We start from the raw sequence: 23830 nt of genomic DNA, 5'->3' as shown, positions 1-23830 counted from the left end.
GACAGCGTATGGCACTTCCGGCAGCGCTCGAGGCCGCCGACGGCCCGCGGGCGATCGACACCCACGCCCACCAGCCGACCAGCGAGTTCCTCCACGACGCGGGCGGCGAGATGATGCGCGACGCCGCCGACCGCTTCGGTGCGGACCTCGAGACGGACACCTACGAGAACATGATCGAGGAGTACCGCGCCGTCGGCGTCGGCCGCGCCGTCTTGCTCGGGTGGGACGCCGAGACGAACACCGGGAACCCGCCGGTGCCGAACGAGTACGTCGCGGCGGTGCGCGACGAGCACCCCGACTTCTTCGTCGGCTTCGGCTCCGTCGATCCGCTGAAGGACGACTGCGTCGCGGAGGCCCGGCGCTGCGTCGAGGATCTCGACCTCTCCGGGTTCAAGTTCCAGCAGATCGCCCAGGGGTTCGATCCCTCCGATCCCGCCCACGAGGAGCTGTGGGCGACGATCGAAGAACTCGACGTTCCCGTCGTCTTTCACGGCGGGAACTCGACGCTCGGCGCCTGTGCGCCGGGCGGTCGCGGGCTCAAGATCAAGTACGGCAACCCGATGCTGATCGACGACGTCGCGGCGAACTTCCCCGACCTGCAGATCCTCATCGCCCACCCGGCGTTCCCCTGGGAGCGAGAACAGCTCGCGATCTGCCAGCAGAAGGGGAACGTCTACATGGACCTCTCGGGGTGGATGCCGAAGTACATCGACGATCAGGTGCTCCACTACGCGAAGACGCTGCTTTCGGACAAGGTCATGTTCGGCACCGACTACCCGATGCTCGAACCGAAACCCTGGCTCGAGCAGTTCGCCGCCCTCGAGTTCTCCGAGGAACTCCAGCGCAAACTCCTCTGGGAGAACGCCGAGTCGTTCCTGGGACTCTGACGGAACCGGTGCGACGCTCTTGAGTACGTCGAACGGGGAGGAGGGCAGCGCTACGACACGGCAAGACGCTACGGTGAACTTAGATGATGTCGTCGTCGTCGGTGTCTCGGTCACGGCGGCTTCGGTGTTCGTCGTCGTCGTCGCCGATCAGGTCGTCGTCGTCATCGCCGATGAGCTCGTCGTCATCGTCGTCACCGATGAGACTGTCGTCGTCGTCACCGATCAGGTCGTCGTCGTCGGTACGACGGTCCCGGCCTCGGCGATCGTCGTCGTCGCCGATGAGCCCGTCGTCATCGTCGTCACCGATCAGGTCGTCGTCGTCATCCCGGACGTCGGTGTCGCGGGTTCCCGTCGTTCCGCCGGCGGCAGCGCCGGTCGACTGACCCGTGTGCGTCGAACCGGCGCCCGAGAGGTCGCCCTCGAGCCGGATCTCGTCGTCCGTGACGCTGGCGACGGCCTGTTCCTGGAGCGGGTAGGCCTCCTCGCCCGTACCCTCCCAGCCGAGTTTCGCTTTGATCGTATCCGTGATACCAGGGTCGGGTTCGACGTGGGCGGTTCCGTGTTCGACCGCCGAGACGATCCCGACCTCGTCACCGTTCGCGTTGACGACTGTCTTCCCGATGTCGTCGTCGCTGAATTGTGCAGACATTGCAACCGAAACCCACCACGAACCCGAGTAAGCCAATGGTGCTTGCAGATGCACGGCCTCGAAACGGGGGAGAACACCCGACGGACGCCGACTCAGTCGAACTCGGGGGGTCGCCCCTCGAGAAACGCCTGGACGCCCTCTTCGTGTGCGTCGGAGGTGTACGCCTGGACCTGCAGCAGGTTCTCGTAGTCGAGCGACTCCGACCAGTGACGACCCAGGTTCTCGTGCATGGCCTGTTTCATCAGCCCGATCGTCCGGGTCGGCCGGCGGCCGAGGCGGTCGACCGTTTCGGCGACGCGCTCGTCGAGTTCCTCGTCGGGGACGGCTTCGTTGATCAGGTCGTAGTCGGCTGCTTCGGCGGCCGAGAAGAACTCACCCGTGAACGCGAGCTGTTTCGCGGTGCGAAGCCCCACCAGTTTGGGTAACAGGAACGTCCCCCCGGTGTCGGGGATCAACCCGACGCGAACGAACGCACACGAGAACCGCGCCTCCTCAGTCGCGTACGCGAAGTCCGAGAGGGCGGCGATCGCGAGTCCGGCGCCCACCGCGTCGCCGTTGACCTTCGCGACGATCGGTACCCGACACTCGAGCATCGATTCGACGACCCGCCCGAACGTCTCGCAGACGCGCTCGTAGGCCTCCTGTGGACCCTCGGTTCGGTCGGCCATCGCCTGGATGTCGCCGCCGGCGCTGAACGCGGCACCCTCGCCGGTGAGAACGACCGCGTGGTGGTCGTCCGGGGAAACCGCCTCGATCTCGTCCGCGAGCTGTGCCGCGGTCTCCGTCGAGAACGCGTTCATCACGCCCGGGCGGTCGAACGTGATCCGCGCCACTCCGTCGTCGCTGTCGACGTGCATGGCTCAGCGGTCACTCTCACGGCCCTTAACGTTCCCTCTCTCGGCCCCGCCATCGCTCTCTCACTCGAGGAAAACTGCTCAGGAGACTCCCGCCAGAAGCGTCAGTTCAGATAGCGCTGTGCCACGGTGACGCTGACGAACAGCGCGAGAATAACCGCGCCGAGCGTGATGCCGGCGAGCGCGGAGAGGCCGGTCGCGGAGGCGAGCAACAGGAGCGTGCTCACGAACGCGGCGCCGAAGTAGTAGCTGCTCACGTTCGTCTCCACGCCCTCGCCGTCCGCGTCGGCTGCCTCCTCGTCGGTCGGCTCGAGGTACGGATCGAACTGGTCGGCCGCGGGCGTGCGCTCGACGATCCCGCGACTCTGGTTGTAGTTGATGATCCCCTCCTCGTCGAGTTTCGGCAGGTGCGACTGGTACAGCGAGATGTACACGCGCTGGCGCTCGTCCGAACTCAGCTGCTCGACGGTCGTCTCGTTCTCCCAGGCCGCTACCTGCTCTGCGAGATCGCGCATGCGTACCGGCTCGTCGGTTCCCTGCAGGTACCGCAGCGCGTCCCGGCGACGCCGCGTCTGCAGGATGTGGAAGATGTCGTCCTTCTCGAGGTCGGCCGGCTGCGTCTCATCACGATGATCGTTCCCAACGTCGTTCGCGACCGCGCCGTCGGAAGTGGTCTGTGTCGTGCTCATTGTCTCGACTACTCCTTGTGGCGAGTCGGTAATAAAGCATTGAACGCCTCCCGACCGGTGTGACCCTATTTCAGACCGTTTCTCGCCCGGTATACGGATATTCAGCCCCTGAGTACACGATTCTGGTAGTAAGATGCAGTTAGGATGAGATAATCTATGATCCCATCCTGTTAGTCACTGTTTATTCTGTTTACGACCCTTCAAAACCGATCACGCCTTGCGTTTTTTCGAGGCTATTTCGGCCGCGCGAAACAGTCGCGTGAAACAGTATGTGAACACAATGAGTCGACACCGAGTTACGTTCAAGACCCTCACGACCGGTGAAACAGTCCGGTAGTCGAGAACGTGTGAGAGAAACTCACGCCAGAACGGCGGTTAGAATACACCTTCCATATTACAGTAACTGGTACTATTGGGTCGAGCGAGGGGGAGCGGTGGTAGCCGAAGTGTAGAGAGGAACCGCTCGAGCGAAGTGTCGACGGATCACAGAGCGGTTTACGTCGGGTGCTGCGGTCGCTTTGTTGTCGAAGAAAGGGGGCCGGGCGCGATTGTGAACTACGCCTGAGAACCTGCGCTTCGCGCAGAACTTCAGTCTAGTTCAAATCCCGCCGGTTCCGTGATGCACCGCTCACGATTTGTTCGCGGTGCAGAACGGGCCGGGCGCGATTTGAACACGCGACCGTCTGATTAAGAGTCAGACGCTCTGCCTAACTGAGCTACCGGCCCTGTATCCTCGAGTTTCGGGTGTGCAGTGAAATAGGTTTTGCTTGGTAGTCGGCGTGAGAGTGGTGTGCATTCGGGAACCGCGATCCCGGGCTCTGGTCCCAAAACGTCACTGTCTTCGGGAGCGTTAAGTACGGTGAGTCCGACCTGAGTGTACATGAGTACGGGGGTTACTATCTCGTCGACGTCCGACTACGCCATTCTCGGCTGCGGGAGCGTCGGCTACGCTGTGGCCGAGGAACTGGTCGGTCAGGGCAAGGACGTGCTGATAATCGACCGCGACGAGAGCCGCGTCGAATCGCTTCGCGACCAGGACCTCGACGCGCGAACGGCGGATATCCGCGAGGCGGAGACCGCCGAGATCGTCGCGGACCGGAGCGTCGTTCTCATTCTCGCCTCCGACGTCGAATCGAACAAGCAGGCGGTCGAACACATCCGAGCGCTCGGCAACGAGCAGTTCGTCGTCGCGCGCGCGAGCGATCCAGTCTCCGGCGACGAACTCTCCGAACTGGGCGCTGACATCGTCATCAACCCCTCCACGGTGATCGCCGACTCCGCACTGCGGGCACTCGAGTCCGGCGAACTCGAGTACAACGCGGCGAAGCTCGCGGCTATTCTCGAGGAGACCGGCGATCGATTGGCGATCGTCACCCAGAACAGCCCGGACCCCGATTCGATCGCGAGCGCGGCCGCCCTCCAGGCGATCGCAGCGCACCTGGGTGTGGAGTCCGACATCGTCTACCTGGGCGATATCGGCCACCAGGAGAACCGCGCGTTCGTCAATCTGCTGGGCATCGAACTCCTGCAGTGGGACGACATCGAGGACCGGTCGGTGTACGACACGGTCGCTCACGTCGACCACGCCGCGGCGAGCGAGATCGGCCTCGACATCGACATCATCATCGATCACCACGAGCCGGACGATGACTACGATCCCGCGTTCGTCGACATCCGGCCGAACATGTCCTCGACGTCGACGATCATGACGAAGTACACCCAGGAGTTCGACATGAGCGTCTCCGAGGCCGTCGCGACCGCCCTGCTCTACGGGATTCGCGCAGAGACCCTCGACTTCAAGCGCGATACGACGCCGGCGGACCTGACCGCCGCGGCCTACCTCTACCCCTTCGCGAACCACGACACCTTAGAACAGGTCGAGTCGCCCTCGATGTCCCCCGAGACCCTCGACGTGCTCGCCGAGGCGATCGCCAACCGCGACGTCCAGGGGAGTCACCTCGTCTCGAACGCCGGCTTCGTCCGGGACCGCGAGGCGCTCTCGCAGGCGGCGAGTCACCTGCTCAACCTCGAGGGCGTGACGACGACGGCCGTCTTCGGCATCGCCGAGGAGACGATCTTTCTCGCGGCGCGCTCGAAGGACATCCGGATGAACATCGGGAAGGTCCTCGACGACGCCTACGGCGAGATCGGCGAGACCGCGGGTCACTCGACGCAGGCGAGCGCGGAGATTCCGCTCGGAATCTTCACCGGCATCGAAATCTCGGAGGATACGCGCGAAACGCTGCTCGGACTGACCGAGGAGGCGGTCAAACGCACGCTGTTCGACGCGATGGGCGTCGACGGCTCCGAGGGATCGAACGGGAGCTAAAACACGTACTGACTGCTGGAGAGGGGGTTCCAGAGCGCCCGCGCCGGCCACGGTCATTCCGGTAAATCGGTGCTACAGGCCGTCTCAGGCGACGACTTCTTCCTCGTCGTCCGGTTCGCGCACCCGCTCGACGACGTCGTTGACCAGGATAACGTCGCCGACCGAGCGAACCCAGCGGTACGGAAGGATCACGCCGCGGGCGCTCCGTGCCTCCTCGGCGAACAGTTCCGTGTTGAGATTTCCGAGCGCGAGTCCGGTCACGGCTTCACCGTCGACGTTCAGCCGGAGGTCTTCGACGTCGCCGACGAAGACCCCGTTGTTCGAGTACACCTCGCGCCCGACGAGGGACGTGATCTCCTGGGGTGTGTCGTCCATATCAGGGTCCATGAGCGGTGGACTCTTAATTCTTGGTCAGACGGAGCGACTCGGACACGCGTCGTCTCTAACAGCCACCGGCGATCACCGTGCGACGGGCGACGATACCGAAACTTTGCGGAGACGATCCGGGACCGTCGCCCGATCAGTACCGGCGCGCAGCGACATTCCTATTTCAATGAGCCGAGCATTTATATACCTGAATCCACTGTGTGACGCGCTTCCCGACAGGTGATACTATACCACTGGGGAATAATCATCAGTGCGCCGGGGTGCCTCTGACAACAACCGGCGCCGGGGCGGGGCAGTACGCCCGGGCTACCCCGCCTCGGCAGTTTTCTCTCGAGTGCCGATCGGCGAGCGTCGCCCACCTTCGATAGCGAGACGGTCCATCCGCAGTTAGAGACGGAAAATCGCGTCGGTGTCCGCGTGATCGGAGAGCAGCGACTGCATCTGTTCGACGGTTCGCTCGTCGCGGGTCCGGCCGCTGCGGACGACGTCCTCGGCGCGTTCGACGGTCGTCAGCGTATCCGTCTGAACCGCGAGAATCGGCACCCCTTTCTCGGCTGCCTGGCCGACGACCGCCCCCGAGGGGCGGTGGCCGCCGGTGAGGATCAGACACCGAACGCCGGGCGCCTCGAGCGCCGCCGTGTGAATCTCGGCCCGGTCGCCGCCGGTGATGACCGCGGCGTCTTTGGTCCGGCGGAAGTGACGGAGCGCGCTGTCGGCGCCCATCGCGCCGACCGCGAAACGCTCGACGTACGCGTCGGCCCCGTCCTCGACGAGGAGCGTCGCGCCGAGTTCGTCGGCGAGGGCCTCGACCGTTACGCCCGCCAGCGTCCGCTCTCGTGGAAGCACGCCGTAGACGGGAATGTCCCGCCCCTCGAGGAACGGCACGATGTCGGTTTCGAGCTGGTCGTAGGCGGCGTCGGCGACGTTGTTGAAGATGAGACCGGCGAACCGGTCGCCGAGCGACCGGGTCGCGGCGAGCACGTCGTCGACGTCGCCGGGCGACTCGTAGGGGGCGATCAGGACGACGCGGGCGTCGACCAGTTCGGCGACGTCGGCGTCGGTGAGTTCGACGATGCCACCGAGTTCGAGGCGGCCCCCGCCCTCGAGAAAGAGTCGATCGACGTCGGCCGCGAGCGTCTCGAACGCCTCGGCGACGCGCTCGCGGAGTTCCGCGGGGTCCTCGCGCCCCCGGATCGCCTGCTCGATGAACGTCGGCGAGTAGACGACGGGTTCTAGGTCGTGTATCTCCGCCTCGAGTCCGAGCAGTTCGCGCGCGAGAAGGGGGTCCTCGTCGAGGGTCTTGCCGACGTTGCTCTGGAGGCGGGTCCCCTTCGGTTTCATGTAGCCGACGTCCGCGCCGTTCTCGCGCGCGATACGCGCGAGGGCGAGGGTGACGGCCGTCTTGCCGGTGCTCTCCTGTAACGAGGTAACGAGTATGGGTCTGGTGGTGTCGGTGGTCATAGCTCCTCCGTGTCAACCGTGAGTCTGAGGTCGATCGCCTGTACGCCGTCCGGCCCCGCGACCAGCGGGTTCACGTCGAGTTCGAGAATCGCCGGGAAGTCGGTGACGAGCTGTGAGAGTCGCTGGATCGTCTCGACGACGCCCTCGACGTCCGCCGGTTCGCGGCCGCGGGCGCCGCGCAACAGCGGCGCTGCCCGGATTTCGTCGACCATCTCCCGGGCCGCTCCCTCCCCGATCGGGGCCACCCGGATCGAGGTGTCCTCGAGGATCTCGACGAAGATACCGCCGAGGCCGAACAGCAAGAGCGGGCCGAACTGCGGATCGCGGTTCATCCCGACGATCGTCTCCGTCGACGCCTCGAGATCGACCATCTCCTGGACCTGCACGCCGATGATCGTCGCGTCGGGCTGGTAGTTGCGCGCCCGAGCGACGACGTCCTCGTAGGCGTCGTACACCTCGTCGTCGCTCACGCCGACCTTGACGCCGCCGATGTCGGACTTGTGGGAGATGTCGGGGCTGACGATCTTCAACACGACCTCCCCCTCGATCGACTCGGCGACCGAGACGGCCTCGTCGGGGTCGTCGACGATCTCCCCGGTCGGCGTCGGGATCCCGTACGCCTCGAGGAGGTCCATCGCCTCGACGCCGAGGCGGTTGTCCGTCCGGCTCTCGGCGCGAGCCAGCACCTCGCGGGCGCGCTCGCGGTCGACGTCGAACGTCGCCGGCGCGTCGACCGACCGCTCGCGGATGCGCCGGTAGCGTGCGAGTGCGTCGAGCCCCGACACCGCCCGGGCGGGGTCGAAGTAGTTCGGAACGCCGAACTCCCGCAGGCTGATCTCGGCGGCCCGCGCGCGGTCGCCGCCCATCAGGCAGGTGACGACCGGCTTCTCGTGTTCGGTGTGGCGGCTGATAACCGCCTCCGCCAGCTCGTCGTACCTGAGCACTGCAGTGGGCGCACTGACGACGACCGCCGCACCGACGTTCGGATCGCCCAGCGCGATGTCGAGGGCCTCGTCGAACCGCTCGAGGTCGGCGTCGCCGATGACGTCGATCGGGTTGTAGACGTTCGCCTCCTCGGGCATCGCCTCGGCGAGCGCGTCGATCGTCTCGTCGGTGAACGAGGCCATCTCGAGCGACGAGTCGCCGACGGCGTCGGTCGTGAGCACGCCGGGGCCGCCCGCGTTCGTGACGACGGCGACGCCGTCGGCGTCGGGCGCCGGCAGCCCGGAGAGCGCGCGGGCGTAGTCGAACAGCTCCTGGACCGACCGCGCCCGGAGCACGCCGGCTTGCTCCAGTCCCGCCTCGTAGGCCCGCTCGGTGCCGGCGATCGCGCCGGTGTGCGAGGAGGCCGCCTTGGCGCCCGCGTCGGTGCGGCCGGACTTGACGAGGACCACCGGCGTCTCGGCGGTGACCTCCCGGGTGGTTTCGACGAACTCCGCGCCGCCGTCGATCCCCTCGAGGTAGCCGATGACGACGTCGGTGTCGGGGCTCTCGCCCCACTCGCGGATGAAGTCCGCCTCGTCGAGGACGGCCTTGTTGCCGAGCGAGACGACGTCTCGAAAGCCGATCCCCTGCTCGTTCGCCCAGTCGAGGACGGCGGTGATGAACGCGCCCGACTGGCTCATGAACGAGACGGAGCCCTCGAGGGCGTTCTCGGGACCGAACGTGGCGTTCAGTCCGACGCCGGTGCTCATCACGCCCAGGCTGTTGGGGCCGACGAGGTTGAGGTCGTACTCGGCGGCGATCTCGCGCAGTTCGCGCTCGCGGGCCGCGCCCTCGCCGCCGGTTTCTGAGAAGCCGGCCGTGATGACGACGACGTTCTCGACGCCCGCTTCGGCGGACTCCCGGATCGCCTCGAGGACGATCGACGGCGGGACGACGATCACCGACAGATCGACCGGCGGCGCGCTCGAGACGTCCGGATAACACTCGAGTTCCAGAACGGCGTCGCGGTTCGGGTTGACCGGGACGACCTCACCCTCGAAGTCCGCCGCGAGGTTCTCGAGGATCGCACGGCCGACGGCACCGTCGCGGTCGGTCGCCCCGACGACGGCGACGGTCTCGGGTGCGAACAGCTCCTGTAACCTGCCCATCGGCTTCGGGTTCACCGAGGAGGGTGTTAAAGGTCGAGGTACTCAGTGCATCGAGAGCGCGGTCACCGATCGCCCCGAGAGGACGACCGCGAGGAGGTAGATCGCGATCGCGAACACGATGATCGAGCCGCCGGCGGGGAGCCCCTGGTTGACGGAGAACAGGAAGCCGCCGACGACCGAGAGTTCGCCGAACAGGATCGAGAGGTAGAGCGTCTCGCGGAAGCTGTGGGCGATCTGGGTGGCGGCTGCGACCGGGATCACGAGCATTCCGGCGACGAGAATCACCCCCAGGACCTGCATCGAGCCGACGACGACGATGGCCGTCATCACGACCAGGAGGGTGTTGTACCAGGTGACGTTGAGCCGGGCGACGCGGGCCGCCTGCTCGTCGAACGTGATGAACAGGTGCTGTTTGTACGTGAGCGCGATCACCGCGACGACCACCACGCTCAGGACGGCCATCATCCGCGCGCCCTCGAGCGGAACGAACGCGATGTTGCCGAACAGGTAGCTGTCGATGTTGACGCCGGTGAGCCCGCGGCCGTAGCTGATGATGAGCGTCCCGACGGCGAAACTGCCGGTGAGCATGATCGCGATGGGGACGTCGCCGTACGTGCTGGTGCGCTCTGCGAGCCACTGGACGGCGAACGCGCCGAGGATGGCGACGACGAGCGCCGCGAGCAACAGCGGGGCGTTCCAGTCGGTCGACGTCCCGAGCAGGAGACCGACGGCGACGCCGGCGAACGCCGTGTGCGCCAGCGTCTCGCCGATGAGCGCCATCTCGCGGTGGACGAGGAAGGTTCCGATGAGGGGGCCGACGATGCCGATGAACACGCCCGTCGCGATCGAATCCCACATGAACGGGTGTCTGAAGACGTTCGTGCCGAAGACGGCGTCCATGGTTCGGCCGACGGCCAGCAGTCCCTCGAACGCCGCCCCGGCGACGGGGTACTCCCGAAGCCAGTAGACGAGCAGGTACGCCATCATCAGGGCTGCGAGCGCGGCGACGACGGCGATTCCGGCGAGCTCGAGTCGGTGTCTGAGTCGCTCGCTCATCGTCAGTGGTGGTGTTCGACGACCCGGCCGGTCGCGCCGTAGGCTTCGGTCAGCGCGTCGCTCTCGACGAACGATTCGGTGTCGCCGTGGTGGAACAGTTCGCGGTTGATACAGGCGATGCGGTCGGCCCGATCCGTGACGACGCCGATGTCGTGTTCGATCAGGATGATGGTGATCCCGTTATCGTTCAACGACTCGAGCAGCCGGTAGAACGCGTCGCGGGACTCGGCGTCGACGCCGACGGTCGGCTCGTCGAGTGCGAGCAGGTCGGCCTCGCTCGCGAGCGCGCGGGCGATGTACGCTCGTTGGCGTTGGCCGCCGGAGAGCTGGCCGACGCGCCGGTCCGCGAGTCCCGCCAGATCTACCGTCTCGAGGGCCTCCTCGACGGCTGCGTGGTCGCGGTCGGTCAGCCGAGAGTGGCCGGCGTGGGCGAACCGCCCCATCCGGACGGCCTCCTCGACGGTGACGGGCATGGTGGTGCCCTTGTTGGTCGCCTGCTGGGAGACGTAGCCGATTCGCTCGCCGTCGTCGAACGCCTCGACCGGTTCGCCGAACAGTTCGACGGTCCCGCTGTCCGGGCCGAGCAGGCCGAGCATGATGTGCAACAGCGTGGTCTTTCCGGAGCCGTTCGGGCCGATCAACCCGAGGAAATCGCCCTCCTCGACGGTCAGCGACACGTTCGAGACCGCCGGCTGGTCGCCGTAGGCGAACGAGACGTCTTCGAGGTGTGCGACGGCGGTCACTGCGATCCTACTGCCTGTTCGAACGCGGAGAGGTTTATCTCTTCCATTTGCTCGAGGTACCCCCACCCCTCCTCGGCCCACTCGTCGGTGGTTCCCTCCGCGGGGGTGATCGCAAGCGTCTCCGTCGCGTCGCTGTTCTCGACGATCGTCTCCGCGAGCGTCGGCGACTCGAAGTGGTCGTACAGGATCGTGTCGATGCCGTGCTCGTCGACGAGATCGATCGTCTCCGCGATGTCGTCCTGGCTCGGCTCGTCGTGCGGGGAGACGCCGACTGGCGTGTGTACCTCGAACCCGTAGCGGTCCTCGAGGTACTGGTAGGAGTCGTGGCCGGCGACGACGATCACGTCGCGATCGGCGTTCGCGAAGAGGTCCTCGAACTCGCCGTGGAGGTCCTCGAGTCGGTCGTTGTACGCCTCGGCGTTGTCGCGGAACGTCTCCTCGTTGTCCGGGTCTGCGTCCGCGAGTCCGTCGGCGATGTTGTCGACGATTCGCTGGGCCCGAACCGGGTCCACCCACACGTGTGGATCGTACTCACCGTGATCGTGGTCGTGGTCGTCGTGGTCGTCGTCGTGATGATCGTCACCGTGGTCGTCGTCGTGATGATCGTCACCGTGGTCGTCGTCGTGATGATCGTCACCGTGGTCGTCGTCGTGATGATCGTCACCGTGGTCGTCGTCGTGATCGTGGTCCCACTCGAGCAGGTCGATCCCGTCGAGTCCGTCGACGACGACGACGTCGGGGTAGTCGGCCTCGAGGCGGTCTGCGGCCTCCTGAGCCCAGCTAAACTCCGACGTGTCGAGGTAGACGAACACGTCCGAGTCGGCGATCTCCGTGAGGACCTCGCTACTGGGCTCGAACCCGTGGCCCATCGTCCCGGCCGGGACGGGGTTCTCGAACGAGAGTTCGTCGCCGGCGACCTGTTCGGACCAGTCCCAGAGGGTGAAAAACGCCGCATATCCCGAACCTGCGCTTCCCTCCGCGTCCGACGCAACGTCGTCCAGACAGCCCGCGAGAGCCCCGGTTGTGATCGCACCTGCAGTTCCCGCGAGGACCGATCGGCGTGTGAGGTTCATACCGGTGCATTCGAACCGGCGGGTAAAAGTGTTATTATCCTACCCACTCGAGTTATTAATTCCGCCGTCAATATCTCCCGTGTGTTGTTAATACCGGCCGAATACCGCGACTGAAACAGCTAACACCCCACACGGACGATACGCCCGTATGAACGCCTCGTCCACGCGAGAGCGGGTGTGTCAGTCGATTGCCGACCGCGAAGAGCGTCTGCTCGAGACCCTCGAGCGACTCGTCGCCGCGAAGTCGGTGACAGGAAACGAACCGGTCGGCCAGCGAGTGATGCTCGCGGAGTTCGACCGCCTCGGGCTCGCGGTCGACACCTGGGAGCCCGATCCGGAGGCGCTCGCGGACCATCCCGGCTACTTTCGGACCTCCTCGTACGACGAGCACGGCTACGAGGGACGCGAGAACGCCGTCGCGACGGTTCCCGGCGCCGGCGACGGTCCGACGCTCGCGCTCTCGGGACACATCGACGTCGTGCCCGCCGATCCGGAGTCGGCCTGGGAGGGTGATCCGTGGACGCTTCGCCGGGACGGCGACCGCGTTTACGGGCGGGGCGTCTCCGATATGAAGGGTGGGCTCGCCGCGATGTTGCTCGTGGTCGAGACCCTGCAGGCGGAGGGAATCGAACTCGCCGGGGACCTCTACGTCCAGAGCACGATCGAGGAGGAAGCCGGCGGCGTCGGCGGCGTGCTCTCGGCGCTCGAGCGGGGCTACGTCCCCGATGCGGCGATCGTCCCGGAGCCGTTCGGCCTCCCGAACGTCGGCATCGCGAGCGCGGGCGTGATGTTCTTCGACGTCGCGGTTCCCGGGAAGAAGGCCCACGCCGCCTGGGGCCACCAGGGCGTGAGCGCCTTCGACAAGGCGTGTCTCGTAAACCGCGCGCTCGGCGACCTGAACGACGACCGCCAGGCGCGGATCGACTTCCCGCCCGCCTACGGCGCCGATCCGGACCTCGAGGGCCACGTGACGAACATCAACGTCGGCGTCGTCGAAGGGGGCGACTGGCCGGCGTCGGTTCCCGCCGAGGTGACGCTGAAGGGACGGGTCGGCTGGCCGCCCGGTGAGAGCCGAGCGGACGTGCGCGAGGAGATCGAGGGGACGATCGCGGCGGCGGCCGCGGACGACGAGTGGCTCGCCGAGAACCCGCCGACGGTGGAGTGGGTCGGCTGGAACGCCGCGCCGCACGAGGTCCCGCGGGACGCCGACATCGTCGCGACCGTCGAGCGAAACGCCGAGAGGATCTGCGGGGACGCCGGCACGTACGTCGGCGGCAACGCCGCTCTCGACGAGCGGTTCTTCCAGCGCTACTACGACGTTCCCGTCGTCACCGCCGGCCCCTACGGGCCGAACCTCCACGGGGTCGACGAGTACACCACCGTCACCTCGCTGCTCGAGACCGCCCAGACCCTCGCCTGCTCGGCCATCGGCTACTGCGGCGTGGCCGAGTGACGGTCCCGTCGTGCCAGCACACTTATTTCGAGCCGATACACACGTGCTGACATGACTGACGCGACGGTCGAAACCGACGACGTGCTCGAGACGCTGGCGAGTCTCCCGGAGGTTCGCGCGCCGGTCGCCTCCCCCGATGGCGGCCGGGTCGCCTTCTACTACGACGAGACGGGGCGAAACGAGCTGTACGTGCTCGACCTCGAGACGGGAGCGCGAGCACGACTCAGCGACGGCGAGGTACCGCGGGCGGTCCGGTACCCGATCCGGTGGCACCCCGACGGCGACCGGCTCTTCTTCCACCGCGACGAGGGCGGCGACGAACAGAACGACGTCTTCTCGATCGACCTCGAGGGGGCCGTCGACCGGGTCGTCGGCCGGGACGGCCAGTGCGTGCTCGCCGACGTCGGCCCCGACGGCCGGTATCTCTACTACGCGAGCGATGCCCGCGATCAGCTCAATCTCTACCGCCACGACCTCGAGAGCGGCGAGTTCGAACAGCTCACCGCCTACGACCAGCCCGTCCGCGGGGTGACCGTCGGACCCGTCGGTGATCGAATCGCCTACGCGACCAACGAGTCCGACGACCTCGACAACCAGGACGTCTACGTCGCCGACGCCGACGGCTCGAACGCCCGCAACCTCGAGGTCGGCGACCACGGCGCCGAGGCCAGTCCCGCGGCCTGGCACCCCGACGGCGACCGCCTGCTCGTCTCGGACAACACCGAGGACCTCACTCGGTGTGGCGTCTACGACCTCGCGAGCGACGAGGTGACGTGGTACGGCGGCGACGCCGAGGAGTCGCCGGTCGAGTTCCTGCCCGACGGGAGCGGGTTCCTCGCGCTCCGGACGCGCCGCGCTGCGGTCGTCCCGATCCGGTACGACCTCGAGGACGACTCGGCGATCGAACTGGACCTCCCCGAGGGCGTCTCGAGCTATCCCGGATCGATGGGCGGCGGAAATCCGTTTCTCGAGGACGAGACCGTGCTCGTCACCCAGCAGACCTCGAGCGAGCGAAAGCGGCTGCTCGCCTACGACCTCGCGAGCGACGAGAGCGAGGTGCTGGTAGACGCCGAGTACGGCGGGCTCGCTCCGGACTCGTTCGTCGACAGCGAGTACGTCACCTACGAGTCGCGGGACGGGGTGGAGATCGGCGCGCTGCTGTACGAACCCGCCGAGCCCTCGCCGACGGGGATCGTTCACGTCCACGGCGGACCCCACGGCCAGTCCCGGCGGCGGTTCAGCCCGTACGTCCAGTTTCTCGTGCAGCGGGGGTACACCGTCCTCCAGCCGAACTACCGCGGCTCGGTCGGCCGCGGCCGCGAGTTCAAGAACAGGGTCCGGGGCGACTGGGGCGGCGGCGAGCAGGCCGACGTCGCTAACGCGGGCCGCTGGCTCGCAGACCGGGAGGGGATCGAGGACGTGGCCGTGATGGGAGGTTCATACGGCGGCTACAGCGCCTTCTGGCAGCTCGTCTCGTACCCGGAGGTCTGGTCGGCCGGCGTCGCCCGCGTCGGCATCACGGACCTGCTCGCCCTCTACGAGGAGTCGATGCCTCACTTCAAGACGATCCTCGAGCAACAGCTCGGCGACCCCGAGGAGAACGCCGACTTCTACCGCGAGCGGAGCCCGCTCACCCACGTCGAGAACATCGAGGCACCGATCTGTATCGTTCACGGCGTCAACGATCCCCGGTGTCCGATCTCCCAGGCGCGGCTGTTCCGGGACGCCCTCGAAGCGAAGGGCTGGACCGAGGGTGAGGAGTTCGCCTACCACGAACTCGGCGCGGAGGGTCACGGCTCCTCGGACATCGAACAGAAGATCCGGACCTTCGAGATCGTCGACGAGTTCCTCGGCGAGCACCTCCCGACTGCGCCGCGGCGGGGGTGAGTCGTCCGTTATCGAAACCAGCCACTGCAGACCGGCCCACCGCGTGCGATCAGACGCGCGATCGACGCTCGCCGCGTTATCACTCCGTGACGGGGGCGGGTTCGGCGTCGGCGTACGACCGCAGCGTTTCGGGGTCGATCGGGAACACCGCCTTCGGCGTGCCGGCGGCGGCCCAGACGGTGTCGAACTCGAGTAACGTCTCGTCCATCACGACCGGCACCGCGCGGTCGTGACAGAACGGCGGGACGCCGCCGATCGACCAGCCGAGTTCCTCCTTGATCCGGTCGGCGTCGGCCATCGAGACGGCCTCGGCGTCGGTCTCGAAGTACGCGGCCAGGGCGGCCTCGCTGACGCGGTTCGCCCCGCTGGTCACCGACACCACGAGCTCGCCGTCAACGTCGAACGCGAGCGAACTCGCGATCTGGGCGACGTCGCAGCCGACGGCGTCGGCGGCGTCGGCCGCCGTCTTCGTCCCTTCCGGAAACTCCTCGACGTCGGGGTCGAAGCCGTAGGTTTCTCGAGCCATCGTCCTGAACGCGTCTGCGCGCGGATGCATCGCTCGGAGCCACGGCGGCGGCCGGAGTAAACCTGCTGATCCTAGCACTCGAGACAAACCGCCAGCCGAACGCCGTCGAGTCGCCGGTAGCCGCGGGGTTCGCGGACGACGTCGAACGCCTCGAACCGGACCACCAGCCGACCGGGGTCGATCGTCGCCCGGAGGATCGGGCCGCGACTCGTGATCGCGACGTACGGCGGGGCGGCAACCGGCGGCGCCGCCAGTTCGTACCCGGCCGCCTCGACGGCGTCGGTGAGCACGAGCGGAAGCTTCGCGAGCAGCCCGGTCGACTCGAGCCAGGACTCGAGGGAGTCGACGACCCGCGAGCGGTCGCTCACCCGCCCGTCGGTCCACGGTTCGGCGACCCTGTCCGCACAGTAATCGATGCCGTCGAGGACGGCCACGTGGTCGGACTGGATGTGGCGACGGGCCGCCCGAGCCGGGTGTGACACGGTACTGAGTGTGCCGGCAACGCACAAAGGTGTCCCGACTCGAGCCGCCCGCTGGCGCCGCGACTACTCCCGGGACTCCCTGACCGTGCCGACGTTCACGGAGTCGACCCGTTCCAGCACCGTCTCCAGCGCCTGACGCCAGGGGGGCTCTTCCCGGTACTCGAGTTCCCGGCGCAGCTCCTCGTTCTCGCGCTCGAGCCGGTGAACGTCCGTCGCGAGCCGGTCGACGCGCGCCTCGAGGTCGGTTCGACGCGACCGCTGGGCCTCGAGGTCGTTCCGAAGCTGATCGCGCTCGCGTGCGAGGCGGTCCCGCTGGTCGGCGATCTGTGCGAGTTCCCGCTCGCGGGTGACCTGCCGTGGAGGAGCGCGCTCGAGGTCGTCCTCCAGGACGAGGTGACCCGAGGTGGTGGCGTTGACGACCGCGCCGGCGAGCAACAGCAGGCCGCCGAAGTACAGCCACGTCAGGAGAAGCAGGATCGCGCCGATGGCGTCGGCGGACTCGGAGCCGGCGGCGATCGCGACGTACACCTGGAACAGCGCCTGGAGCGCGGCCCACCCCACGGCGGCGACGAGAACGCCCGGCAGAATCTCGCGGGCGGAGACGTCGACGTTCGGGAAGAAGTAGTACATCGGGTAGAACGCGATCGTGAACCCGACGACGAGCAAGAGCGGATTGAGCAGGCCCAGGAACGGAACGTCCGGCAGGAACGCGAACGCGAGCGTGGCGGCGCCCGCGGCGAGCACGGCGAGGCCGAGCGCGCCGAAGACGATGATCGCGTCGCGGAGATCGCCCAGGAAGGAGCTCTCGCTCGTCGAGTCGTAGATCTCCGAGAACGCGGTGTCGATCCCTCGGAAGATCTTCAGCGACCCCCACAGCAGTATCACCAGCCCGATGATCGACGTTCCCGCCGTCGCAGCCGAGTCGGTGATCGCCTCCTCGAGTAGTTGCTGGCCGCTCTCGGGGAGGACGCCCTCGGTGATGTCGGCGACCTGGGCTGCGAGTTGCTCGTCGCCGACGATCGTGACGAGAAAGAACACGAGCACGAGCAGCGGGATGAGCGAGACGAACGCCTGGTAGGCGATGCTCGCCGCCATGAACGGGACGTTCTTCTCCTGGACCCCCGCGACGACCTGCTTGGCGGTCGATACCACTGACCGGTCCTCGGAACTCATAGTGGACGAACGCGGAGGCGGCCGATAATGAATCTGCTTGCACGGGGTGGCGCCGGAGACTACCGACGATCCGCGAGAAAGGCGTCGACGGCCGCCCGGGTCGGCAGCGCCGCCATCGCCCCCGCGTCGGTGGTGGCCGTCGCCGCGACGCCGCTCGCGAACGACAGCGCGTCCTCGAGCCCTCGCCCCTCGCGCAGCGCCGCGATGGAGCCGGCGACGAACGCGTCGCCGGCGCCGGTGGTGTCGACGACGTCGACCTCGTAGCCGCCGTGGTCGGCGACCCCGGGCCACGGCGAGCCGTCGCCCGCGACGGCGACGGCGCCCTCGCGTCCGCGGGTGACGAGGACGGTGTGCGGCCCCGACGCCTCGAGGGCGTCTCGCGCCAGCGCCTCGGGGGTGGCTCCGTCGAACCCGAGCGCCTCGAGCTCCCCGACGGTCGCCTTGCAGACGTCGACGCGTTCGAGGGCCGCCCGACAGACCTCACGGAACGTCCCCGCGTCGGGCCACAGCTCCGGCCGGGCGTTCGGGTCGAACGACACGGTACAGTCGCGTTCGGCGGCTCGCTCGAGCAGGTCGAGCGTCGCCTCCTGCGAGGAGCCGCCGGCGAGGGAGACGCCGCCGGCGTGGACCCACGAAACCGACTCCAGCGCGTCGTCACCGATCGTCCCCGCCTCGAGTCTGGTGTCGGCGGTGTCGTCCCGGTAGAACGAGAAGGTCCGATCGCCGCCTTCGTCGTGGGTCACGAACGCGAGCGTCGTCTTGGCGGCCGGGTCGCGCTCGAGGTACCGGCCGGGAATCCCCTCCGCGAGGAGGGTGTCCTCGAGGAAGCGCCCGAACGGGTCGTCGCCGACGCGGGTCCAGAACAGCGGCGGCGCCTCGAGCCTCGAGAGCGCGACGGCGACGTTCGCGGGGGCGCCACCGGGCCGGCGCTCGAACCCCTCGACGTCCGACAGCGGGCCGGGACGGGCCGGCAGGAAGTCGATCAGCGTTTCGCCGGCGACCAGCACGTCGTAGCTCATCGTCGGAGTATCCGGGAGCGAGCCCGTTAGTGCTTCGCTCCGCGGCGGCGGCGGGATCGGTCCGACTCGAGTCCCGAAGGAACTGCGGGCGGCCGTATCGTCTTCTCCGACCGAACCTCGTCGAACTCCCGTCGACCCACGCGTTGCGGCCGGTTTCGCCGACGACGGTCGAATGCACGGCGCGCCGCGGTCGCCGTCAAAAGTTTACGGATTCGGAATAGTTCTTGGGGTCCAACGAAGACTTCGTTACCGAAATAGACAATCTTAACACGCGAAAGCAGCAACTTCCAGGCGATGACCAGGTCCAACCAAGACTGGTGGCCGAATCAGTTGAACCTCGGGATTCTCGACCAGAACGCCCGCGACGTCGGTCCGGTCGACGAGGACTTCGACTACGCCGAGGAGTTCCAGAAGCTCGACCTCGACGAGGTGAAGGCGGACATCGAGGACGTGCTGACGGACTCCCAGGAGTGGTGGCCGGCCGACTACGGCCACTACGGGCCGTTAATGATCCGAATGGCGTGGCACAGCGCCGGTACGTACCGCATCAGCGACGGCCGCGGCGGTGCCTCGGGCGGCACCCAGCGGTTTGCGCCCCTCAACAGCTGGCCCGACAACGCGAACCTCGACAAGGCGCGCCGCCTGCTCTGGCCGGTCAAGCAGAAGTACGGCCGACAGCTCTCGTGGGCCGACCTGCTCGTCCTGAGCGGGAACGTCGCCCTCGAGTCGATGGGCTTCGAGACGTTCGGCTTCGGCGGCGGACGCGAAGACGAGTTCGAGCCCGACGAGGCCGTCGACTGGGGCCCCGAAAGCGAGTGGGAGACCGCCGACCGCTTCGACGAGGACGACGAACTCGATCACCCGCTCGCCGCCACCGTGATGGGGCTCATCTACGTGAACCCGGAGGGACCGGAGGGGAATCCGGATCCGGAGTGGGCGGCAGAACGGATCCGACAGTCGTTCGGCCAGATGGCGATGAACGACGAGGAGACGGCCGCGCTCATCGCCGGCGGACACACCTTCGGGAAGGTCCACGGCGCCTCCGACCCCGACGACCACGTCGGCCCCGAGCCCGAGGCCGCCCCCATCGAGCAGCAGGGACTCGGCTGGGAGAGCAGCCACGGCTCCGGAAAGGGAGCCGATACGATCACCAGCGGCATCGAGGGACCGTGGAACACCACGCCGACCCAGTGGGACACGAGCTACCTCGACAACCTGCTCGAGCACGAGTGGGAGCCCGAGACGGGTCCCGGCGGCGCGTGGCAGTGGACCACGCAGAACGGCGAACTCGACGGCGCCGCACCCGGTGCCGAGGACCCGGAGGAGAAAGAGAACGTGATGATGCTGACGACGGACGTCGCCCTGAAGCGCGATCCCGAGTACCGGGAGATCATCGAGCGCTTCCGGGAGAACCCCGAGGAGTTCCAGGACGCCTTCGCGAGGGCCTGGTTCAAGCTGATCCACCGCGACATGGGTCCGCCGTCCCAGCTCGTCGGTCCGGAGGTTCCGGACGAGGAACTGCTGTGGCAGGACCCCCTCCCCGAGGTCGACTACGACCTGCTCGGCGACGAGGAGATTTCCGAACTCAAAGCGGAGCTCCTCGCATCGGAGCTGTCCGTCTCCCAGCTCGTAAAGACCGCCTGGGCGTCGGCGTCGACGTTCCGGTACGGCGACAAGCGCGGGGGCGCGAACGGCGCCCGGATTCGCCTCGAGCCACAGAAGAACTGGGAGGTAAACAACCCCGAGGAGTTGGCGACCGTACTGGAGACCCTCGAGATCATCCAGGAGGAGTTCAACGGCTCGCGATCCGACGACGTGCGGGTCTCGCTCGCCGACCTGATCGTCCTGGGCGGCGCGGCAGCCGTCGAGCAGGCCGCAGCCGACGCCGGTTACGACGTCGAAGTTCCGTTCGAACCGGGTCGCGTCGACGCCTCGCAGGAACAGACCGACGTCGACTCGTTCGAGGCGCTCAAGCCGAGAGCCGACGGGTTCCGCAACTATCTCGGCGACGAGACCGCCGACTCCGCCGAGGAGTTGCTCGTCGACAAGGCCGACCTCCTGGAACTGACCGTTCCCGAGATGACGGTGTTGGTCGGCGGCATGCGCGCGTTGGGCGCGAACTACGACGGCTCCGATCTCGGCGTCTTCACCGACCAGCCGGGGACGCTGACCAACGACTTCTTCGTCACCCTGCTCGACATGGACTACGAGTGGGAGTCCGTCGACGGGTCGGAGTCCGAAGACGTCGTCGATCGGGAACAGCCCGCGGACGCCGCGGAACGCTACGAGATCCGCGACCGCGAGACCGGCGAGGTCGAGTGGACGGGAACCCGCGTGGATCTCGTCTTCGGCTCGAACGCCCGCCTTCGGGCCATCGCCGACGTCTACGCCGCAGAGGACGGCGAGGAGCAGTTCGTCCACGACTTCGTCGAGGCGTGGCACAAGGTGATGACGCTCGATCGGTTCGACCTCGAGTGAGCGACTGAGCGGCCGGCGACGCCCGCTGCGAGGCTCGGGGGCGAGTCGAGCACCCCGGTCGATCCGGGCGGGCGACCCGACCCGGAATCTTTTTAGTTTTAGGGGCGCCTAAGATCTGCTAATGGACGTTCCCGCTCGTAACGAGGACGAACGGACGGTTGCCGATCGCGAGCCCGCCGACTGGCTCGTCACCAGCCACGAAACGCGCCCCGGAAAAGTCGTATTCACCGAACGGAACAACACCGACGGCTGGATCGCGACCGACATCGCCGTCGATCTCGAGCCCTGACTCTCGAGCGCCGTTTCTTCAAAAAAAGCCGCCCGAACCGCTTCAGCCCCGCTCAGTGCGTCGCTTCTTCGAGCACGAGCGTCTCGTCCTCGAGGTAGTGTTCGAAGTGGTGGGCGTCCTCCTCGACGGTGACGAGAATTTCTCGAAGGATCTCGGCGGTGGCGTAGTCCCCGAGGTTGTCGGCGAGTTCTATGCTGCCGCGCATCGACTCGATGATGTCGCCGTACATCTCGAGGTCGTTGTCCATCATGGTGCGGATGTCGTAGACGTCCTCGCCTTCGAACTCGACGGTCGCGCGGTCCTCTAAGTTCGACGGTCCCGAGACGGGAACGCCGCCGAGGGCCTGTGCGCGCTCGGCGATGATGTCCGCCCCCTCCTCGACGTGCTCGTAAGCCTCCTCGAAGAAGATGTGCAGGTCGCGGAACTCCGCTCCCTCGACGACCCAGTGGTGCTTTTTCAGCTGGTGGTAGAGGACGTACGAGTTGGAGAGCTCGGAGTTGAGCGCGTCGACGATCTGTTCGGCCTTCTCCCGCTCGATTCGCAGTCGGTTCTCCTCGACGGTGTCGGCCTGCTGTCGGACGGTCTTTTGAGTGCTCATCTCGCTAGCCGCTACACCGCCATTCCCCTTAAGCGTTTCCCGGCACAGAATTTTTATTTTCGATTCAGGAAGATATTTTTCACCCATCCGTTGTCACCGTAACTCTCCGAGGGGCGAAACAGGTCACGCGAGGAAACACTAGAGATCGCTGTTCTGTTTTTTCACCCTTGAGTAAATATTTTCAGTGAGGCGCTCGTAGGGCCGCATATGGCAACCAGAGTCGCACAGCGGAGAGAACGGATCTACGTCGACGGCGAGTGGCTCGAGACCGAGAACACCCTGTCGGTGACGGATCTCGCCGACGGCGGCACGTTCGCGGCCGTCGCGGCTGCGGGCCCCGAACACGCGCGGACGGCGCTCGCGGCCGCCCACGAGGTAAAGCCCGAACTGCGCCAGACGACGGTCGTCGAGCGCGCGAAGTGGTGTGAAGAGATCGCGGCGGGACTGCGCGAACGAGAGGAGGAGCTCGCGGAGGTCATCGTCCGCGAGGCCGGCAAACCGATCTCCTCGGCCCGCGGCGAGGTCGGTTCCGCCGCCGAGCGCTTCGACCGCGCCGCCGAGGAAGCCCGCAACATCGTCAGCAAGGGCGAGTTCCGCGAGGGCTCCACCGAGGGCCACGAGGGCTGGAACGCCATCGTCAAACACGAGCCGATCGGCGCGGTCCTCTGTATCACGCCGTACAACTACCCCCTGGCGACGACCGCCCTGCAGGTCGCCCCCGCCCTCGCCGCGGGCAACAGCGTCCTGCTCAAACCCGCGAGCAACACGCCGATCTCGGCGGCGATCCTCGCCGACGTCATCGCGGACGTCGACGGACTCCCCGACGGCGCGTTCAACTTCGTTCCCGGCCGCGGGAGCGAGATCGGGGACGTGCTCTCGAGCGACGACCGCGTCAACGCCATCGCGATGACCGGCTCCTCGGGCGCCGGCAAGCACGTCGCCCGCGAGAGCGGGATGGTCAACCTGCACATGGAACTCGGCGGCAACGCGCCCGCCATCGTCTTCGACGACGCGAACCTGGACGAGGTGGCAGGCGCCTGCACGAAGGGATCGCTCAAGTACGCCGGTCAGCGCTGCTCGGCGATCTCGCGGGTGCTCGCTCACGAGTCGGTCCACGACGACCTCGTCGAGAAGATCGACTACAACATGAACACCTGGCAGGCAGGCGACCTCTTCGACGAGGAGACCGCCTTCGGCCCGCTCATCAGCGAGGACCAGGCCGACTGGGTCGAGGAGCTCGTCGAGGACGCCGTCGAGAAGGGTGCCGACCTCGTTCGCGGCGGGGAGCGGCGGGCGCCGGAGGGCGTTCCGGACGAACTCGGCAATCAGTTCTTCGAGCCGACCCTGCTTGCGAACGTCCCCCACGACGCCCGTATCGTCGACGAGGAGCAGTTCGGCCCCGTCGCCGTCGTCACGACCTTCGAGGACCGGGAGGAAGCCATCGAGATTTCGAACGGCTCCGACCTCGCCCTCGACGCCGCGGTGTTCACGACCGACTACAACCGGGCGCTGGACGTCGCGGATCGCGTCGACGCCGGCGCGGTGCGTATCAACGGCGCGCCCTCTCACGGCCTGGGCGACGTTCCCTTCGGCGGCAACAAGGACTCGGGCATCGGCCGCGAGGGCCTCGACGCCTCGATCCACGAGATGATGCGCAAGAAGAGCATCATCCTCTAACTGTAACTCGAGTCTCATTCTACGCAT

At 67.0% G+C, this 23830-nt stretch carries 21 protein-coding genes and 1 tRNA gene; 7 read left to right on the top strand and 15 right to left on the bottom strand.

Annotation, left to right across the window (positions count from 1 at the left end; translation table 11 throughout):
* Nucleotides 1-8: 8 nt before the first annotated feature.
* A complete protein-coding gene (locus NMQ11_RS08085) occupies nucleotides 9-887 on the top strand; it encodes an amidohydrolase family protein (protein WP_255167005.1) in 879 nt (292 codons plus the stop codon).
* A 79-nt stretch (nucleotides 888-966) separates the two neighbouring features.
* Here NMQ11_RS08085 and NMQ11_RS08080 read toward each other — a convergent pair whose 3' ends face one another.
* The 4 genes from NMQ11_RS08080 to NMQ11_RS08065 all read right to left on the bottom strand — a co-directional run bounded on the left by NMQ11_RS08080 (nucleotide 967) and on the right by NMQ11_RS08065 (nucleotide 3805).
* Entirely contained in the window at nucleotides 967-1536 is a 570-nt protein-coding gene (locus tag NMQ11_RS08080; RefSeq protein ID WP_255167003.1) for a hypothetical protein, read from the bottom strand.
* Nucleotides 1537-1628: 92 nt separating this feature from the next.
* Complete coding sequence (locus NMQ11_RS08075; RefSeq protein WP_255167001.1) at nucleotides 1629-2393, bottom strand: enoyl-CoA hydratase/isomerase family protein; 765 nt, start codon at nucleotides 2391-2393, stop codon at nucleotides 1629-1631.
* A 101-nt stretch (nucleotides 2394-2494) separates the two neighbouring features.
* The gene (locus NMQ11_RS08070; protein WP_255166999.1) at nucleotides 2495-3079 is read right to left on the bottom strand and encodes a DUF7344 domain-containing protein; all 585 of its coding nucleotides are present in this window, start codon (nucleotides 3077-3079) and stop codon (nucleotides 2495-2497) included.
* 652 nt (nucleotides 3080-3731) lie between these two features.
* A tRNA-Lys gene (locus NMQ11_RS08065) sits at nucleotides 3732-3805 on the bottom strand.
* A gap of 154 nt (nucleotides 3806-3959) precedes the next feature.
* Between NMQ11_RS08065 and NMQ11_RS08060 the strand changes: the two genes are divergently transcribed.
* Nucleotides 3960-5408, top strand: coding sequence for a DHH family phosphoesterase (locus tag NMQ11_RS08060; protein WP_255166998.1), 1449 nt, complete (start codon nucleotides 3960-3962; stop codon nucleotides 5406-5408).
* A gap of 84 nt (nucleotides 5409-5492) precedes the next feature.
* Here the strand turns inward: NMQ11_RS08060 and NMQ11_RS08055 are convergent, their stop codons facing one another.
* The 6 genes from NMQ11_RS08055 to NMQ11_RS08030 all read right to left on the bottom strand — a co-directional run bounded on the left by NMQ11_RS08055 (nucleotide 5493) and on the right by NMQ11_RS08030 (nucleotide 12221).
* Complete coding sequence (locus NMQ11_RS08055) at nucleotides 5493-5783, bottom strand: PRC-barrel domain-containing protein (RefSeq protein WP_255166997.1); 291 nt, start codon at nucleotides 5781-5783, stop codon at nucleotides 5493-5495.
* Between the two features lie 399 nt (nucleotides 5784-6182).
* Complete coding sequence (locus NMQ11_RS08050) at nucleotides 6183-7256, bottom strand: phosphotransacetylase family protein (RefSeq protein ID WP_255166996.1); 1074 nt, start codon at nucleotides 7254-7256, stop codon at nucleotides 6183-6185.
* Nucleotides 7253-9349, bottom strand: a complete 2097-nt coding sequence (locus tag NMQ11_RS08045) for an acetate--CoA ligase family protein (RefSeq protein ID WP_255166993.1) — start codon at nucleotides 9347-9349, stop codon at nucleotides 7253-7255. Before NMQ11_RS08045 ends, NMQ11_RS08050 begins: the two co-directional genes overlap by 4 nt.
* A 42-nt stretch (nucleotides 9350-9391) precedes the next feature.
* Entirely contained in the window at nucleotides 9392-10405 is a 1014-nt protein-coding gene (locus NMQ11_RS08040; RefSeq protein WP_255166991.1) for a metal ABC transporter permease, read from the bottom strand.
* A 2-nt stretch (nucleotides 10406-10407) separates the two neighbouring features.
* Complete coding sequence (locus tag NMQ11_RS08035; RefSeq protein ID WP_255166989.1) at nucleotides 10408-11148, bottom strand: metal ABC transporter ATP-binding protein; 741 nt, start codon at nucleotides 11146-11148, stop codon at nucleotides 10408-10410.
* A complete protein-coding gene (locus tag NMQ11_RS08030; protein WP_255166987.1) occupies nucleotides 11145-12221 on the bottom strand; it encodes a metal ABC transporter substrate-binding protein in 1077 nt (358 codons plus the stop codon). The genes NMQ11_RS08035 and NMQ11_RS08030 overlap by 4 nt, the downstream gene beginning before the upstream one ends.
* 148 nt (nucleotides 12222-12369) lie before the next feature.
* Here NMQ11_RS08030 and NMQ11_RS08025 point away from each other — a divergent pair, with 148 nt between their 5' ends.
* Both NMQ11_RS08025 and NMQ11_RS08020 read left to right on the top strand, forming a co-directional pair.
* Nucleotides 12370-13674 (top strand): ArgE/DapE family deacylase, encoded by a 1305-nt coding sequence (locus NMQ11_RS08025; protein ID WP_255166985.1) that lies wholly within the window; start codon nucleotides 12370-12372, stop codon nucleotides 13672-13674.
* Between the two features lie 51 nt (nucleotides 13675-13725).
* On the top strand, nucleotides 13726-15561 hold the full coding sequence (locus tag NMQ11_RS08020; protein ID WP_255166983.1) for a S9 family peptidase: 1836 nt from the start codon (nucleotides 13726-13728) through the stop codon (nucleotides 15559-15561).
* Between the two features lie 79 nt (nucleotides 15562-15640).
* Here the strand turns inward: NMQ11_RS08020 and NMQ11_RS08015 are convergent, their stop codons facing one another.
* The 4 genes from NMQ11_RS08015 to NMQ11_RS08000 all read right to left on the bottom strand — a co-directional run bounded on the left by NMQ11_RS08015 (nucleotide 15641) and on the right by NMQ11_RS08000 (nucleotide 18761).
* Nucleotides 15641-16117 (bottom strand): YbaK/EbsC family protein, encoded by a 477-nt coding sequence (locus tag NMQ11_RS08015; RefSeq protein WP_255166981.1) that lies wholly within the window; start codon nucleotides 16115-16117, stop codon nucleotides 15641-15643.
* A gap of 41 nt (nucleotides 16118-16158) precedes the next feature.
* Nucleotides 16159-16569 (bottom strand): DUF7988 family protein, encoded by a 411-nt coding sequence (locus tag NMQ11_RS08010; protein ID WP_255166979.1) that lies wholly within the window; start codon nucleotides 16567-16569, stop codon nucleotides 16159-16161.
* A 63-nt stretch (nucleotides 16570-16632) separates the two neighbouring features.
* Nucleotides 16633-17742, bottom strand: a complete 1110-nt coding sequence (locus tag NMQ11_RS08005) for a YihY/virulence factor BrkB family protein (protein WP_255166977.1) — start codon at nucleotides 17740-17742, stop codon at nucleotides 16633-16635.
* Nucleotides 17743-17801: 59 nt separating this feature from the next.
* Complete coding sequence (locus NMQ11_RS08000; RefSeq protein ID WP_255166975.1) at nucleotides 17802-18761, bottom strand: carbohydrate kinase family protein; 960 nt, start codon at nucleotides 18759-18761, stop codon at nucleotides 17802-17804.
* A 294-nt stretch (nucleotides 18762-19055) separates the two neighbouring features.
* Between NMQ11_RS08000 and katG the strand changes: the two genes are divergently transcribed.
* Entirely contained in the window at nucleotides 19056-21239 is a 2184-nt protein-coding gene (gene katG / locus NMQ11_RS07995; protein WP_255166974.1) for a catalase/peroxidase HPI, read from the top strand.
* Nucleotides 21240-21360: 121 nt separating this feature from the next.
* Nucleotides 21361-21528: a hypothetical protein gene (locus NMQ11_RS07990; protein ID WP_255166972.1), complete on the top strand. Its 168-nt coding sequence runs from the start codon at nucleotides 21361-21363 to the stop codon at nucleotides 21526-21528.
* Between the two features lie 52 nt (nucleotides 21529-21580).
* Here NMQ11_RS07990 and dpsA read toward each other — a convergent pair whose 3' ends face one another.
* Entirely contained in the window at nucleotides 21581-22126 is a 546-nt protein-coding gene (gene dpsA, locus NMQ11_RS07985) for a DNA starvation/stationary phase protection protein DpsA (protein WP_255166970.1), read from the bottom strand.
* A 207-nt stretch (nucleotides 22127-22333) separates the two neighbouring features.
* Here dpsA and NMQ11_RS07980 point away from each other — a divergent pair, with 207 nt between their 5' ends.
* Complete coding sequence (locus NMQ11_RS07980) at nucleotides 22334-23803, top strand: aldehyde dehydrogenase family protein (RefSeq protein WP_255166968.1); 1470 nt, start codon at nucleotides 22334-22336, stop codon at nucleotides 23801-23803.
* Nucleotides 23804-23830: the final 27 nt, after the last annotated feature.

The organism is Natrononativus amylolyticus (assembly GCF_024362525.1).
Classification (GTDB): Archaea; Halobacteriota; Halobacteria; order Halobacteriales; family Natrialbaceae; genus Natrononativus; species Natrononativus amylolyticus.
The sequence above is the reverse complement of the archived record's forward strand: the minus strand, read 5'-3'. Positions and strand labels throughout refer to the sequence as shown.